This window comes from Mucilaginibacter sediminis, assembly GCF_051903035.1.
Lineage (GTDB): Bacteria > Bacteroidota > Bacteroidia > Sphingobacteriales > Sphingobacteriaceae > Mucilaginibacter.
Genome location: NZ_CP170602.1, coordinates 3,037,097 through 3,052,908, shown reverse-complemented (window position 1 = coordinate 3,052,908; position 15,812 = coordinate 3,037,097). Strand labels below are relative to the sequence as shown.

10 protein-coding genes are annotated in these 15,812 nt (G+C 43.5%); 8 read left to right on the top strand and 2 right to left on the bottom strand.

What is annotated here, in order from left to right; all coding sequences use genetic code 11:
• Positions 1-107: 107 nt before the first annotated feature.
• Entirely contained in the window at positions 108-692 is a 585-nt protein-coding gene (locus ACFGVS_RS12120; protein WP_090651146.1) for a phosphonate degradation HD-domain oxygenase, read from the bottom strand.
• Between the two features lie 268 nt (positions 693-960).
• Between ACFGVS_RS12120 and ACFGVS_RS12115 the strand changes: the two genes are divergently transcribed.
• From ACFGVS_RS12115 to ACFGVS_RS12100, 4 genes are all read left to right on the top strand, one after another.
• Positions 961-1,539, top strand: a complete 579-nt coding sequence (locus ACFGVS_RS12115; RefSeq protein WP_439698813.1) for a helix-turn-helix domain-containing protein — start codon at positions 961-963, stop codon at positions 1,537-1,539.
• Between the two features lie 141 nt (positions 1,540-1,680).
• On the top strand, positions 1,681-3,018 hold the full coding sequence (locus ACFGVS_RS12110; RefSeq protein ID WP_439698812.1) for a DUF5690 family protein: 1,338 nt from the start codon (positions 1,681-1,683) through the stop codon (positions 3,016-3,018).
• The gene (locus tag ACFGVS_RS12105; RefSeq protein WP_439698811.1) at positions 3,015-4,178 is read left to right on the top strand and encodes a TIGR03364 family FAD-dependent oxidoreductase; all 1,164 of its coding nucleotides are present in this window, start codon (positions 3,015-3,017) and stop codon (positions 4,176-4,178) included. The genes ACFGVS_RS12110 and ACFGVS_RS12105 overlap by 4 nt, the downstream gene beginning before the upstream one ends.
• Before the next feature lie 131 nt (positions 4,179-4,309).
• Positions 4,310-6,847 (top strand): phosphocholine-specific phospholipase C, encoded by a 2,538-nt coding sequence (locus ACFGVS_RS12100; protein ID WP_439698810.1) that lies wholly within the window; start codon positions 4,310-4,312, stop codon positions 6,845-6,847.
• A gap of 69 nt (positions 6,848-6,916) precedes the next feature.
• Here ACFGVS_RS12100 and ACFGVS_RS12095 read toward each other — a convergent pair whose 3' ends face one another.
• Positions 6,917-8,221, bottom strand: coding sequence for a hypothetical protein (locus ACFGVS_RS12095; RefSeq protein ID WP_439698809.1), 1,305 nt, complete (start codon positions 8,219-8,221; stop codon positions 6,917-6,919).
• 120 nt (positions 8,222-8,341) lie between these two features.
• Here ACFGVS_RS12095 and ACFGVS_RS12090 point away from each other — a divergent pair, with 120 nt between their 5' ends.
• From ACFGVS_RS12090 to ACFGVS_RS12075, 4 genes are all read left to right on the top strand, one after another.
• Positions 8,342-8,971 (top strand): RNA polymerase sigma-70 factor, encoded by a 630-nt coding sequence (locus tag ACFGVS_RS12090; RefSeq protein ID WP_439698808.1) that lies wholly within the window; start codon positions 8,342-8,344, stop codon positions 8,969-8,971.
• 433 nt (positions 8,972-9,404) lie between these two features.
• Complete coding sequence (locus ACFGVS_RS12085; protein WP_439698807.1) at positions 9,405-11,120, top strand: hypothetical protein; 1,716 nt, start codon at positions 9,405-9,407, stop codon at positions 11,118-11,120.
• 128 nt (positions 11,121-11,248) lie between these two features.
• Positions 11,249-12,205, top strand: coding sequence for a FecR family protein (locus ACFGVS_RS12080; RefSeq protein ID WP_439698806.1), 957 nt, complete (start codon positions 11,249-11,251; stop codon positions 12,203-12,205).
• Between the two features lie 259 nt (positions 12,206-12,464).
• Complete coding sequence (locus ACFGVS_RS12075) at positions 12,465-15,803, top strand: TonB-dependent receptor (protein ID WP_439698805.1); 3,339 nt, start codon at positions 12,465-12,467, stop codon at positions 15,801-15,803.
• Positions 15,804-15,812: the final 9 nt, after the last annotated feature.

Here is a 15,812-nt window from a genome sequence, read left to right as displayed (position 1 = left end):
CAATTTAGTATTAAGCTATACTTAAGCTTTTGTTTACCCTGTGTTAAGCAGGTAGTTTTTGTAACGAAAATATCACATCTTCTTTATGGAAAATTAACACATGGCCATTAAGGGTTAACCTGTTGTAAATGAGCAAGTGCAATACCTTTCAAATAGTCGATATTATCAACAGGCGTATTCATTTCTTTAGCCATATCGTCCCAGTACCTGAGTCTTATAATTAGCTCAGAATCAGGGTTTAGTTCAAAGTTGGCGGCTTCATCAGCAGTCATTACTCCGCCCTGGAAATTAAGGGTAGCTTTACTGGCGTCCGACAGGCGGTTATAGTATTCCGGGTATTTAAAAGTGAGGTATCTTTTGGCAATTACATGGCCCTGTACCAGGTTGGCAACCCTTTCGGAAAAACCGCGTTCCAGTAAAAAATCGGCGCCAATTTGTTCATGGTCTACATTGCCCATGCCATCCATGCTTTCGGCTTCCCCGGCCTCGGCACATAAATGGCCAATGTCATGAAAAAAAGCGGCCAATACTACTTCGTCGTCAAAGCCTTCGGCTTTAGCCAGGGCAGCAGCCTGCGACATATGCTCCAATTGTGAAACAGGTTCGCCTATATAATCTTCGTCGCCATATTTTTCATATAGTGAAAATATTTCGTTCACCACAGCCTGTGGGTCATAAGCAGAATAAGTCATGTTGGTAGGTTTTTAGTGCAAATTAAGCCGATTGAGGTTACTATATTATTAAATGTTTGTGAAAAAAGCCCCCTAACCCCCTGAAGGGGGAACATTTTGAATGATACGTTTTTTATCTGTTTTATGTATAAGATACCAAAAAGTGAACAGCCGAGTTTATTATAATAATGGGGGCAAAGCACCATGCAAATCAAAAACTCCCCCTTCAGGGGGTTGGGGGGCTTGACATTTTTTTTTACTTTGCGAGTGTTTACCAATACTAAACAAAATGGAACAAGATATACTGATACAAATCAGTAACCGGATAAAAGAACGCCGCCGCGAAAAAAATATAACCGTACAGGAACTGGCCATACGCGCTAATGTAAGTAAGGGACTGATATCGCAAATTGAAAATAGCCGTACCATACCATCGCTTATTGTATTAATAGATATTATTAAAGCGCTTGAGATAGATATGAACGAATTTTTTAAAGATATCCGGTCGAAAAGTAATTATTTTCCTGTGCTTATTAAACGTAAAGACGAGTATGAGCATTTTGAAAAGGAGCATGCATCGGGCTTTCATTACCATAGGATATTTACACAATCCATCAACCGGTCAACGGTTGATATCGTGGTGCTTGATCTGATGCCCGGTTCATCGCGGCCAATGGTTACCACCGAAGCCTTTGAATACAAATATATTTTAAGCGGCGACGTAGAGTATTATTTTGATGACTATAAGGTGCTGCTAAACCAGGGTGATTCGATGCTGTTTGATGGCCGCCTACCGCATACACCTAAAAATCCGGGTACTACCACAGCAAGCATGCTGGTTGTTTATTTTTTTGAGGAAAAGAAATAGGGTTGATTTGAAAATTTGAGAATTTGAAGATTTGAGAATTGATATTAACTAAACCTTAACATAAACTTAGTTTGTCATTAATGAAATAAGTTTAGTATTGCTAAACATTTGAAATTTTACATTGATTAACCAATGACGGGTATGAGGCTGATAGAACAGTTAAGGGGCAAAGTTGCCAAATGGCCTTATTCGCTGCTATCGGTAATGGCGGCTGTTTCGGCTTTTGGCTTGTATACATCTATGTACGCGTTCCGCAAAGCTTTTGCCGCCGGTACTTTTACCGGGCAGCAGTACCTGCATATTGATTATAAGGTTTGGCTGGTTATAGCGCAGGTAGTGGGTTACACTTTCAGTAAATTTTACGGCATCAGGTTTATTGCCGAGGTAAATGCCAAAAACAGGGGTAGATATATATTAACATTAATTGGCATAGCATGGGGGGCATTGCTTTGTTTCGCTTTTGTCCCTGCGCCATGGAACATCGTTTTCCTTTTTATTAACGGTTTTCCCTTAGGGTTGATATGGGGACTTGTTTTCGGTTACCTGGAGGGGCGCCGGTCTACCGAGTTTATGGCGGCTGTATTATCTATCAGCCTCATATTTGCATCGGGTTTTGTAAAAACGGTGGGGCGCACGCTGCTTACCGCATTTCATGTAAACGAATTTCATATGCCTTTTTTAACAGGTGCCATTTTTGTTTTACCCCTTTTATTATTTGTTTTTTTTATGGAGTTAATGCCCGCTCCAACGCCCGAGGATATCAGCCTGCGGGCCGAGCGCAGCCCTATGAACGCTGCCGAACGTAAAGCTTTTTTGATGCGCTTTTTGCCCGGTATTATCCTCACCATTATCATTTATGTATTGCTGACCATTATGCGCGATGTACGCGATAATTTTGAGGTGGAAATATGGGCCGACCTTGGCATAAAAAGCAATAGTATTTATACAGGAATTGATTCTATAATCTCGGTAATCGTACTGGTAGGTATTAGCTTGCTGATATTGGTTAAAAAGAATTTAAGGGCGTTTAGTATTATTCACCTGTTTATCATAGGGGGATGCGTATTGGTAGGTGGCGCCACCTTACTTTTCTCGCTTAAAATAATTGGCCCTGTAACCTGGATGACCATGGCCGGCCTTGGCCTTTATATGGGTTATGTACCCTATAACGCCATCTTTTTCGATAGGATGATAGCTACCTTTAATTACCGCAGCAATGTAGGGTTTATCATGTACATAGCCGATTCGATGGGTTACCTGGGTAGTGTAAGTATTTTGTTTATAAAAGAGCTTGGCCGCCCTACCATCAGCTGGGGCACTTTTTTTAAAGAAGGCGTAATGATAGTGGCGATTGTAGGCGGCATATGTGGTGTATTATCGCTGCTGTATTTTTTACAAAGCGCTAAATCAAGTCAAAATTCAAAATTCAAAAGTCAAAACAACACAGTGGGTGATGACTTAATGACAACAATAAAATGAGTGAAAATAATACTTCAAAAAACTCCCCCTTCAGGGGGCAGGGGGGCTCTGTTATAGTAATAGGCGCGGGCATAGTTGGCCTGGCTACTTCGCGGGCGCTGGCTTTGCGTGGGTATAAGGTAACCGTATTTGAACGCAATGAACGTGCGGTTGGTGCATCCATCCGCAATTTTGGGATGATATGGCCAATTGGGCAGGCTACAGGGCCCCTGTATGAGCGGGCCATGCTTTCGCGCAGCATCTGGAAAACCATTTGTACCGAGGCTAAAATATGGCATGATGAAGTTGGCTCCCTGCACCTGGCTTACCATGATGATGAACTACAGGTGATAAAGGAATATGTAGAAGCCAACCAGGCCCATCGTGATTGCGCGTTGCTAAGCCCAGGCGAGGCATTTGTAAAATCACCGGCAATTAATACCGATGGTTTAAAAGGCGCTTTATGGAGCGGTGAAGAAATGATCATCGAATCTCGGGAAGCTGTTGGGCAGGTGGCAGCATACCTGGCCGATAAATATGGCGTCGAATTCCATTGGAATACCGCTATCAGCCGTATTGAGCATCCAAAAGTATATTCGGGAAAAAGCACCTGGGAGGCAGATGAAATTTACGTTTGCAGTGGTGCCGATTTTGAAACGCTTTATCCGGAGTTATTTGCGCAAACAGATATTACCAAATGCAAGCTGCAAATGATGCGGCTGGTGAGCCAGCCTGATGGCTGGCGCATTGGGCCATCGCTTTGTGGCGGCTTATCTATGATACATTATCCCGGCTTCCAGGTTGCTGCTTCGCTACCGGCCTTGCGCGCACGTTACCAGGAACAATACGCTACACATTTGAAATGGGGCATCCATGTAATGGCTTCCCAAAACGGCAATGGCGAACTAACCATCGGCGATTCGCACGAATATGGCCTGGTGCATGATCCATTTGACAAAGTGTTTATTAATGAAATGATTACAGGCTACTTACATACTTTTGCTAATTTTAAAAACTGGCAATTGCTGCAATCATGGCACGGAATACTACCAAAGATGACCAATGGTGCAACCGAACTTATTGTTGACGTGGAGCCGGGTGTAACTATTATTAATGGCCTTGGCGGTAACGGGATGACCCTTTCATTAGGCCTGTGCGAGCAGGTGATTGCCGCCAGGTAGATCATAGTTGATGGACCATAGTCCATGGACGATAGTGCATCATCTATGGTCCATCGTCTATAGTCCATAGATGGTATACCATACAATATTTAACATTTCACGTACAACGTATAACATACAACCTAATAATTATGCTCGATTCAAGACGGGATTTTCTTAAAAAAGCGGCTTTGCTAACCGGGGCCGCCGGCTTAACAAGCCTTTTGCCCGAATCTATTCAAAAGGCCATGGCCATTAACCCTGCACCCGGCAGCACTTACCTTGATGCAGAACACATCGTGATCCTGATGCAGGAAAACCGCTCGTTCGATCATACCTACGGGATGCTGAAAGGTGTGCGTGGTTATAACGATCCGAGGGCTATCGATCTGCCCAATAAAAACAAAGTTTGGCTGCAATCAAACCATACAGGCGAAACTTATGCGCCTTTTCACCTGGATATTAAAAACACCAAAGCCACGTGGATGAGTTCGTTGCCGCATTCCTGGGCCAACCAGGTAAATGCCCGCAACGATGGTAAGTTTGATCAATGGCTGAACGTTAAACGCAACAGTATTAAAGAATACTCGGATATGCCTTTAACAATGGGTTTCCACAGCCGCGAGGATATTCCTTTTTATTACGCCCTTGCCGATGCCTTTACCGTTTGCGACCAGAATTTTTGTTCGGCCTTAACGGGTACAAATCCCAACAGGCTTTTCTTTTTTACGGGCACCATCCGCGCCGAGCAGCATGAAAATTCCTTAGCCCACGTTTGGAATGATGATATGGATTACGGCACGCTCAACTGGGGCACATTCCCCGAGCGTTTGGAAGACCATAACATCTCCTGGAAACACTACCAAAACGAGATTGCCATAGATACCGGTTTGGTTGGCGAGGAAGACCCCTGGCTATCCAACTTCCAGGATAATCCACTGGAGTTTTTTGGCCAGTATAATATTAAATTGTATGATAGGCACATAGCCCACCTGCAAAAACAATCAACAGATTTACCCGGGGAAATAGATGCTATTGAAAAGCAAATTGCCGCTTTACCAGTGGGCGATGCGCATATCGATCACTTAAAAAAACAGCTTAAACAAAAACGTCGCGACCTGGAGAATGTAAAAAAAGACATGGCCAGCCTTGATCCGGGTAAGTTTGCCACATTATCACAACGCGAAAAAAACCTTCACCAAAAAGGTTTTGTAACCAATACCAATGATCCGCATTACCGCACTTTAAGTCCGTTAAAATATAATGATGGTGGCACCGAGCGTGAGTTGTTGGTGCCCAAAGGTGATGTGCTGCATCAGTTTAGGGAAGATGTAAAAGACGGTCATTTGCCAACGGTTTCCTGGCTATCGGCGCCCGAGCATTTTTCTGATCATCCAAGCTCGGCCTGGTATGGTGCCTGGTATGTATCCGAAGTAATGGATATATTAACCCAAAACCCCGAGGTTTGGAAAAAGACCATTTTTATTTTAGCATACGATGAAAATGATGGTTATTTTGACCATGTGCCACCTTTTACGGCCCCGCATCCGCATAAAGCAGGAACAGGCAAGGTATCGGAAGGGATTGATACCAGCGTTGAGTTTGTAACCTACGAGCAGGAAAAAGCACGAAACAACTTCCCCGAAGTTTTTGATCGCGAAAGTCCTATTGGCCTTGGCTTCCGTGTGCCATTAGTTATCGCATCGCCCTGGAGTAGGGGAGGTTGGGTAAATTCGGAGGTTTTTGACCATACATCAACCCTGCGGTTTTTAGAAAAATTCCTGAGTCATAAAACCGGCAAAAAGGTTGTTGAACCTAATATAAGCAACTGGCGCCGTACGGTTTGTGGCGATCTTTCAACCACCTTCCGTCCGTACAATGGCGAAACTATTCCTAACCCCGAATTTGTAGCCAGAGAGATGTTTTTAGAAGGCATCCATAAAGCGCAATTTAAAAAACTGCCAAATGATTATAAGTTGCTGACTGCTGAAGAGATAGCGCTGGTTAACAAAACTCCGCATGCGTCACCTTACATACCGCAACAGGAAAAAGGTATTAAGCCATCATCAGCGTTGCCATACCAGTTATATGCTGATGGGAAATTAAGTGCCGATAAAAAATCATTCGGGATAAAATTTAATGCGAGCAAACAGTTATTTGGCGATAAAGCTTTGGGCTCGCCGTTCAATGTATATGCCCCTGGCAAATACGCCAGTTTCAGAGATCCGCAAAAAATGGAGCCTTTGCGTACCTGGGCATACGCGCTAACCGCTGGTGATAGCCTTGCAGATGTTTGGCCTTTACATGAATTTGAAAATGGCGAATACCACCTGCGCGTGTACGGACCAAATGGTTTTTATCGCGAATACAAGGGTACCGCGGCCGATCCGTTGCTGGATGTAACCTGCGATTATCAGCAAGCTAACATCGTGCTGAAAATGGCCAATTTAAGCCACGATGAGACCTATAATATGCAAGTAACCGATCATGGTTATAAAACCAATAATCAAAGAGTTGTAGTAAATAAAAAAGGCCAAAGCACGTTAGTTCTTGACCTTTCCAAAAGCCATGGCTGGTATGATTTCAGCATAAAAGTAACCGGGTCGCACGCTTTCGAAAAAAGATATGCCGGCCGGGTGGAAAGTGGTAAACATAGCTTTAGCGACCCATTGATGGGCAAAATGGTTTAAAGATTCATTTGTACGTTTATTTTTAGCCCGGGAACTTTGTTAAGTTGTCGGGCTTTTTTATTAGCGGGTTTATTTAACTCTCGCAGGTTCGGCAGGCAGGCCAGCGGCAACCCTAAGGCGTGCCATGGCCCAGCACCACCAGGCACATTGTTCGCCATTACCGGCATCTTTGGTTTTCCATACCGCGTTGTTCATAGCTGCAAGGTCGGTATCACTTATCTTTTCAGATTGTTTATGGCCGTTGCCGTCAAGCCAGCCGCCTTCCATGTACACTGGTTTGGGGGCATTAACAATTTTTATCAGGTCCAGGATTGCTTTTATCCGGTTGTAATCTTTTTCTGTACGGGCAAATTCCATTTCCCAGGCTTGTCCTTTGCCAATAATTTCGTTAGATACTGTTCCGTCCGGGTAACTATCGGTGGGCATCCAGGCCAAGCCGTTTGTTTTTTTAAGCATTCCCTGTTGCATAGCTTTTACCGTGTTGTGCATCACCTGGTGGTTTAAACCTTCCCATTGCGCGGCAACTGGCGATAGGGTTACCCAACCCATCCCTAAATAGGGTATGCCCCCGTTTGAATCGGGCAGCCGCATTTCAAGGTAAGTGGTATCGCTGTTACGTACCGTGGTCAGGTTTTTACGGATGCCTTGTTGCAGTATCTCCATTTTTTTACGCCAGTCCGCAGCCAGCTTGGTTTCGCTGCGGCGTTCGGCTACGGTCGCCATATCATTCAAAGCTGCGCCAACAAAACTTTGGGTAAGTAAATCCCAAACATCCCAGCGTCGGCCTTCCCTTGAATGTTCAAACGAGATATTGCGTATCAGGCCTGGTTCAACCGACCACCAGCCATGCTGAAAAAATGTACGGTCGCAGGTACGTTTCATAATCGTACTTACCAGCGGCCAGGTTTTATCTTCAAAATTTGTGTGGCCCCGTTTAAGTGCCAGCCTTGCCCAGGCCAGCAGTACGTGCGCCTGTCCGTCAATCTGGTGCTCATCGCTGATGATTGTATATTTATTATCCTTTATCCCTATAACATGTGGTATGCGCTCCATATCGTTTTGGGTGGTGGCATCAAGCACACATTTAATGTTTAATTCGGCCTCCTTTAAGCGGCTGGTTTCTATCAGCAATGATACCATCGCGCCGGTTGTACGGCAATACATACCCTCGTAAGCGCCGGTTAATGATTCGGGTAAAAAGCCATCTTTCCTCATCCTGTCCAAAAGGCTATAATAGGTGTTGGAGTACAGCTTTTCAAAATATGGCGATTGGAGGGTGGCTTTGATATCATTTAAACTGGTTTGGGCTTTTACCTGCATCATGCCGAAAATCAGCATCATCAACAAGAACAAAGGGTAGTGTTTTTTAGTCATAGTGATATAAAATAGCGTGCAACCCAAAAGTAATTTAAAAGTGACAGATATGTCATTTGGCTGCCCGCGAAATTGCCTGAAACAAAAAAGAATTTTTTATTTAAAAATAATCTTGTAATTATGTCTGTCCAATTCAGAAACCGTTTTACCGTCCATTTTATGCTTCCAGGAGAGGAATATCAAATGTGGCCCGATGCTAAATTGTTAGATTTACTAAGGCTGGATGACCGTGAGGCATTTGAATTGCTGTACAAAAGATATTCGGCTAAGCTATTCCACGCTGCTTACAACCTTTTTCGCGACCGCGATGTTTGCGAAGACCTGGTGCAGGAATTGTTTATTGATTTATGGACAAAACGTAGCCAGCTCAACATCACCTCGCTCGAATCATACCTGAAAGTGGCCATCCGTCATCGCGTTATATATTATATCCGCACCAAGAAAGCCACGCTTGATTTGGAAGTTGTTGAAGAGCTGATTGAAAAATATACGGCAGATAGTAAACTGTTACAGAGCGACATCAGCCAGCTGCTTGAAAACAATGTGGCCCTGTTGCCCGAAAAATGCCGCCAGATTTTTACGCTAAGCCGTAAAGAATATCTATCCAACAAAGAAATAGCCTCTCGGCTAAATATCTCTATCAAAACCGTCGAAAATCAGATGACCATTGCCTTGCGCTATCTGCGTACCGGGTTAACAGATTACCTGCCATCGGTTGTTGCCCTGTTAATGGTTTATATGATGCGGTAGAGGTTATAGCGCAGACACATCTAAATAGCTAATGGAATGAGTTTATGTCGTCGGGAAGATATATGCATCAAACGATACTTTGTTTTATTGCCTGATAATGGTTAAATGATAGAGGTACCGAAGGGACTTTTATTGGCCAGCAACAGGCACAAATATTTGGATGCACCTAAATTGTGCTATCAGTTTAGTGTTAACCATGATAAAATATAATAAATTGATTATTAGGTACTTATTGGTATTTTATTTGAAATGTGTTAAGTTGTGTTAACCCAATTAGATGCGTTTGCCCTGGTAGGGATTATTCATCCGGCGGGTATTTAAAAACTATTATTTAAATTTGTTAGTACCGATAGCAGCCCGGCTTTTTATCGGCCTCCAATTACAAACTTTACCGGTTGCCTGTTTATAGTTCACGTCTGTTAAAAAAACTACAATGAAAAAGGTATCGCTTTTTGTGGTGTTCCCTGTTATATTAACGGGGACCTGTTTGCTTGCGTTCAATTTGCATAATTCAACCGGTGAAAAAACTATAAAGAAAAGCTACCCGGTTACCTGTGGATCATTTGCTGCCACCAATATCGATACTGCGGCCGATGGAAAATACATGATAAGACTACCCGGACGGGGCGATTATAGCTACTCCATATCAACCCATAACGATAGCGCTCAGTTTTATTTTAACCAGGGCTTAACCATGTATTATAGCTATCATATGAAGGAAGCGCTGGCATCATTTAAAGAAGCTGCCCGGTTTGACCCGGCTTCGCCAATGACTTATTGGGGCCAGGCTTTAACTATGGGGCCTTACTATAACGCGGTTCTCCTTTATAAAGTGCCGCAAGCGCTATCCGGCGTTTTAAAACGGTTAAATACAACTGCCGGTAGCGCGTCTGAGAAAGAAAAAGCACTTATCAGTGTCATGAACCTGAGATACCCGTTGGTAAAAGATCATACTAATTATGATGAAAAGGCTTATGCGCAAGGCATGCGGGAACTGGTATCGGCATATCCTGATGACGCGGACATAAAAATGTTATATATAGATGCCATGATGCTGATACATCCCTGGGATTTTTGGACTACTGATGGACTGGCCAAAGAATGGACGCCCGAACTGGTGGATTTATGTAAAGGCGTATTGAAAGCAAAACCGGATAACCCGGCCGCGTTGCATTATTATATTCATCTTACAGAAGCATCCCATAACCCCGAAACGGCTATGTTCAGTGCCGAAGCCTTAAAGCGGCTTTTCCCGGCGGTAGGGCACATGGTACATATGGCAAGCCATGTTTATCAACGGAACGGGCTATATTTTCAGGGGGTAGATGCCAACGAAAAGTCGGGCAAAAGTTCCATTTTGTATGCCTCGATGGTGAAGAATCTATCCCTTGCCAAGTCAATCCCTCATGTGTACGCTGTAGAAACCTACTGCGCCTTTAGCGGAGGGATGTACGAAAAGGCGCGGGAAGTTGCCCTGCGTTGCCGCAATAGCGTTAAGCCAACAACTACAGATAGTTATGCTCAGTATTTATATATGATGCCCGTGCTCACGATGGTACGCCTTGGTAAATGGGAGGAAATATTGAAGGATAATAACCCGCCGGCCGCCGATTGGACTTACGCGCAAGTACTCCATGATTTTGCAAAAGGACTGGCCTTTATTTATACCGGTAGGCCGGATTCTGCAAATAGCCAGCTGGGGTTAATACGTGATAAAATTAATGCCCCGGTATTAAAAATAAGAGATATCCCTTTTAATACACCGTTTGAAGGCGCTACCATAGCCGAAAATATATTGGAAGGTGCGATTTTATTGGCACAAAATAAATATGAAAGCGGTATAGCCAGCTTTAACAAAGCCGTAGCGGTTGAAGATCACATGATTTACTCCGAGCCTGCCCAATGGCCCATCCCCGCCAGGCAATTTTTAGGAGCTTACCTTTTAAAAAACGATGATAATATCCGGGCGGAGCAGGTTTACCGGGCCGACCTGGTGCGCAACCCTGGCAATGGCTGGTCGTTACTGGGTTTGTACCAGAGCATTAAAGCGCAAAATCACAAACAAAACCTGGCCGAATATAAATCGGGCTTTCTTCGCTCGTTCTCGCACGCGGATGTTGTGCCAACAGGTTCGGTTTTTATGGAATAAGATGTGATAATAGGCGGCACTTTGACTTGTTGTAGTTAGATTTTTACACGTTGAAATAAATTTCTCAAAAAAAAATTCAGCTGCTTTGGGGGGTAGGACATGTTCAATGCATCCTGCATATATAAACCATGAGAAAGTTTAATTTCAGGAGAAAACAAGTTTCTGCGAAAGATCAATCTTTGCAGGAGGAAATCGTAAATCGGTATTTTGATGATTTGGATTTGGGAAAATTACCCGAAGCAAACGATCATGGTGTTGAATTTAACAGCGACAAAGTATATGGCCGCATTACCGCGCAAATTGACGGCGGCAAAATCAAAACCTTTAAAAAACAATGGCTGGTAGCGGCTTCGCTACTGGCAGGCTTGTGCTTGTCGGCTTATATATACCGCAATAATATACTTGATTACGTTTCGCCAATAACTACCAGGCAAATTGCAGCGGCCAACGGCAAAATTGTTAATATAACCCTTGCCGATGGAACCAAGATATGGCTCAACGGCGGCAGTAAACTTACTTATCCCGATAAATTCCGTGGCGACCGCCGTGAGATCACTTTAACAGGTGAAGCTTTTTTAGATGTAGCGCATGATGATCATCAATCATTCATTATTCATACCGGCGCTGTACGCACCCAGGTGTTGGGTACAAGTTTCAATATAAAAGCCTATCCCGAAGATCATTTTGTGAAGGTAGATGTGTTGAGCGGTAAGGTAGGGGTAATAGCGGCGGCTAACAATGCCAAAAAATCGCAAACCGTTTTCTTAACTCCTGCCCAGGAAGTAATTTTTAACAAGGATAATAACCAGGTCGTTAAAACCCAAATGGTTGACGTTGATATATTGGTTAGGTGGAAAAACGGCGACCTGGTATTTAAACGGATGCCACTGCCGGAGGTTATAAGTACAATTGAGCATCGCTTCAATGTTAAAGTTGACGTAGATATCAATCTTGTGAGATGTTCAATAACAGCCGACCTGACCAATAAATCGTTAGAAACCGTAATGAAGGTTTTATCAAAAATTGTTAAAGGTAAAGCCATACAGGATAAGGGCGGCTACCGTCTTAAAGGCAAAGGCTGTTAACCAATAAAATAAACCAATTCATCCAAAATATAACCAATTATTAGCTAACCTAAATAGAAGAGCATGACAACATAAATACATACAAAAAACCCTGATCAAAGGGATTTGAACAGGGTTACTAAAATGCAGCGTATTAATAAGTGCAACGTTTCGAGGTCCAATTCAGAACAAAGCACTCAATTTCAAACACTTTAATTATCTCAAATCTATGAATATATCTCTATTTTCAAATGGAGTAGTTCGTTATGTATTAATATTAATGAAATTTACCTCGCTCGCCTGCTTTGTTGTTTGCTTCATGTGCCTTTCGGCGGTAGCAAATGATTCATTTGGCCAACGCTTTTTGGAGATTTCGGTTACGCTGAAGCTCAAGAACGCAAGGCTTACCGACGCACTCGATAAGATCTCGGCCGATAAACATATTAAATTTGCCTATGCGGATAATGTGCTAAAGCCGGATTTCAGGGTAACTTTGAATGCCAAAAATGAAAGCATCAAAACTGTGCTTAATAAGGTGTTAACTCCATTTAACCTTAGCTATAAAATTATTGATGACGTAATTGTTATTGATGAAAAAGCCGAGGTAGAAAGCAGCACAGGCGGCATACAGCAGGCCCCGCCGGTCCCCATTAAAATTACAGGTAAAGTAACCGACGAAACAGGTCAGCCATTTCCTGGCGTTGGCGTCAAAATAAAAGGAACTACCACCGGCACCATTACCGGTGTAGACGGAACTTTTACTTTGCCTAACGTAGGCAGCGACGATGTACTGGTATTCAGCTTTATTGGTTACACACCAAAGGACGTGCCGGTAAATAATCAAACTACCTTTAACGTGCAGCTATCGCCCGAGCGTACTTCATTAAACGAAGTAGTTGTGATTGGTTATGGCACACAAAAACGGGCCAATATTATAGGCGCGGTCGATCAGATCTCATCAAAAGCTATTGAAGGCAAACCATCCGTAAATTTAACACAGGCTTTGCAGGGCACATCGCCCAATCTTATCATCCAGCAAACTAACTCCGAGCCTGGTGCTTATCAAAACATTAACATTCGTGGTGTAAGTACTTTAGGCGATAACAGCCCGCTGGTAGTTATAGATGGTATTACCGGCGGTGACATTAACCTGCTTAATCCGCAGGATATTGAAAGTGTCTCAGTTTTGAAAGACGCCGGCAGCGCGGCCATTTACGGTTCACGATCGGCAAATGGTGTGATATTGGTTACTACCAAAAAGGGAAAGAAGAACTCCAACACCCAGCTTACCTACAACGGGCAGGGCGGTGTACAGGAACCACATGTGGGTTATAAGCCAGTTCACAGCTATGAAAACGCCATCCTTAGGAACGAGGCCGTGGTAAATGCAGGTTTGCAGCCAATTTACAGCCCGCAGGATATCCGAAATTTTCAACAGGCAGGCGATCAGCAATGGTTTTTAGATGCCATTTTAAAAAATGCCGTGCTGCAAAACCATAACCTGGCGCTAACTGGTGGTAATTCCTCATCATCATACCTGGTTTCGGCCGGAGTGACAGATCAACGGAGTAACCTTGTTGGACCTAACTATGGCTTGCGCCGTTACAATTACCGCATGAACCTGAGCACCGAATATGGTAAATTGAAACTGACCAGTATCCTGTCTTATTCGCGTACCGAAATTAAAGAGCATTCTTACAACACATCAACCCTTATAGTTGATGCCGGCAGAACGCCAACTTATTATAAAATTAAAGACGACCAGGGACGGTATTTGACCAATGATGTATTAACAGAATTTAACCCACTTGGGATTTTAGAAGCAGGCGGCTACCGCAAGCGTGACAACGACAACATTTTCGGTAATTTAAATGCCGAGTTGGCCATTACCAAAGACTTTAAGTTGAAAGGTGTTTTCGGGGGTACGCTATTATCAAACCACATGTTTGGCAGGGTGATAGAAGTTGATTATTTCCCGAAAGGTACATACGGTGCAGATAGGAATACGAATGATGAGAACAACAAGAACCTGTTTTTAAATACACAGGTAATTGCACAGTATACCAAAACATTCAATAAATCGCATAACGTAGATGTGCTGGTGGGAGTGGCCAATGAATCGACAACTAACCAGGGCAACAGCCTTTACCTGAAATATACCGACCCAGAGTTGGGTACGCCTACAACAGGTACCATAATTGACCCTGCATCGTCAAACACCAATAATAACACCACAGAAACGAGTTTGAACTCTGCTTTTGGAAGAGCAAGTTATAATTATCAGAATAAGATATATGGTGAGTTTGATTTCAGGATAGACGCCTCATCAAAGTTTAATACAAAAAACCGCAACGCTTTCTTCCCATCGGGATCGGTAGGTTACCGCGTTACCGAAGAGAATTTTATGCAAAGCTACCGCGATAACTATGGCGATTTAAAGTTGCGCGCATCATACGGTATTTTGGGTAACCAGAACGTTGGCGATTACCAATATCAACGTACTTACGGCCCATTCCAGAATGCTTATGGCTTTAATAATGCCGGCGTTGGCGGCGCAGCCATATCATTTGCCAATCCGGATATTCGCTGGGAGCGTGCTGCCACATTTAATGCGGGTATAGATGCGGGCTTTTTAAAAAACACCCTAACCATATCTGCCGATTATTTTAATAAAGTAACAAAGGATATTTTGCTGCCACCAATAGTGCCAGGTGTGTTTGGCGCCGGACTGCCCGATTATAACGCCGGTAAGGTGCAAAACAGGGGATGGGAACTGACTGTTAACTACCGCTTATCAGGCAAAAACTTTAACCATTCGTTTTCATTTGACGTAGCCGATACTAAAAATAAAGTATTATCGCTTGAAGGTGGCGATCAGATTAAAACCTACGACGAATTGCAGGTTATTAACAAAGTTGGCCTGCCGATTGGCTCATACGTTGGTTTAAAACGCGATGGCTATTTCCAAAACCTTAACGATATTGTTAACGGGCCAAAACCTGCCGGTTTAACTGTTTCGCCGGGCGATAACCGTTACGTGGACGTTAACAAGGATGGGGTTATTGATGATAACGACAGGTTTGTTTTAGGCAATGGTTTCCCGCGTTTAACATTTGGCTTTACCTATAACGTAACTTACAAGGGCTTTGACTTCAACCTGTTTATGCAGGGCGTAGGCAAACGCAGCATGTTTGTTCGTGGCGAACAAGTTGAGCCCTTCCATTTCAACTATTCGCAGGTGATCTATCAGCACCAACTGGACTACTGGACACCTCAAAATCCTGATGCCCGTTATCCGCGTCTGGCAGCTGCCGGCAGTCAATCAAATACCAATAATTTCAGGCGCGGATCTGATATGTACATTTTTGATGGTTCGTACCTGCGCGTTAAAAACGTAACGCTGGGTTATTCGTTACCGCAAAGCGTAGCTAAGGCCATAGGCACTCATAAAGTAAGGGCTTACGTTTCAGGTCAAAACATCCTCACCTTTTCGGGCATAAAATTCCTTGACCCTGAGTCGACGGAGTTTGATGGTAATGTACAGGCTCGGGGTGCTAATAGCGGCAGGGCCTATCCAACGCCGATATATTATGGGTTTGGTATTGATGTAACATTATAATTTATTATA

Bases quoted from the DNA above. Each gene is read 5' to 3' on its own strand.
- ACFGVS_RS12120 (WP_090651146.1), bottom strand. From the start codon at position 692: ATGACTTATTCTGCTTATGACCCACAGGCTGTGGTGAACGAAATATTT.
- ACFGVS_RS12115 (WP_439698813.1), top strand. From the start codon at position 961: ATGGAACAAGATATACTGATACAAATCAGTAACCGGATAAAAGAACGC.
- ACFGVS_RS12110 (WP_439698812.1), top strand. From the start codon at position 1,681: ATGAGGCTGATAGAACAGTTAAGGGGCAAAGTTGCCAAATGGCCTTAT.
- ACFGVS_RS12105 (WP_439698811.1), top strand. From the start codon at position 3,015: ATGAGTGAAAATAATACTTCAAAAAACTCCCCCTTCAGGGGGCAGGGG.
- ACFGVS_RS12100 (WP_439698810.1), top strand. From the start codon at position 4,310: ATGCTCGATTCAAGACGGGATTTTCTTAAAAAAGCGGCTTTGCTAACC.
- ACFGVS_RS12095 (WP_439698809.1), bottom strand. From the start codon at position 8,221: ATGACTAAAAAACACTACCCTTTGTTCTTGTTGATGATGCTGATTTTC.
- ACFGVS_RS12090 (WP_439698808.1), top strand. From the start codon at position 8,342: ATGTCTGTCCAATTCAGAAACCGTTTTACCGTCCATTTTATGCTTCCA.
- ACFGVS_RS12085 (WP_439698807.1), top strand. From the start codon at position 9,405: ATGAAAAAGGTATCGCTTTTTGTGGTGTTCCCTGTTATATTAACGGGG.
- ACFGVS_RS12080 (WP_439698806.1), top strand. From the start codon at position 11,249: ATGAGAAAGTTTAATTTCAGGAGAAAACAAGTTTCTGCGAAAGATCAA.
- ACFGVS_RS12075 (WP_439698805.1), top strand. From the start codon at position 12,465: ATGAAATTTACCTCGCTCGCCTGCTTTGTTGTTTGCTTCATGTGCCTT.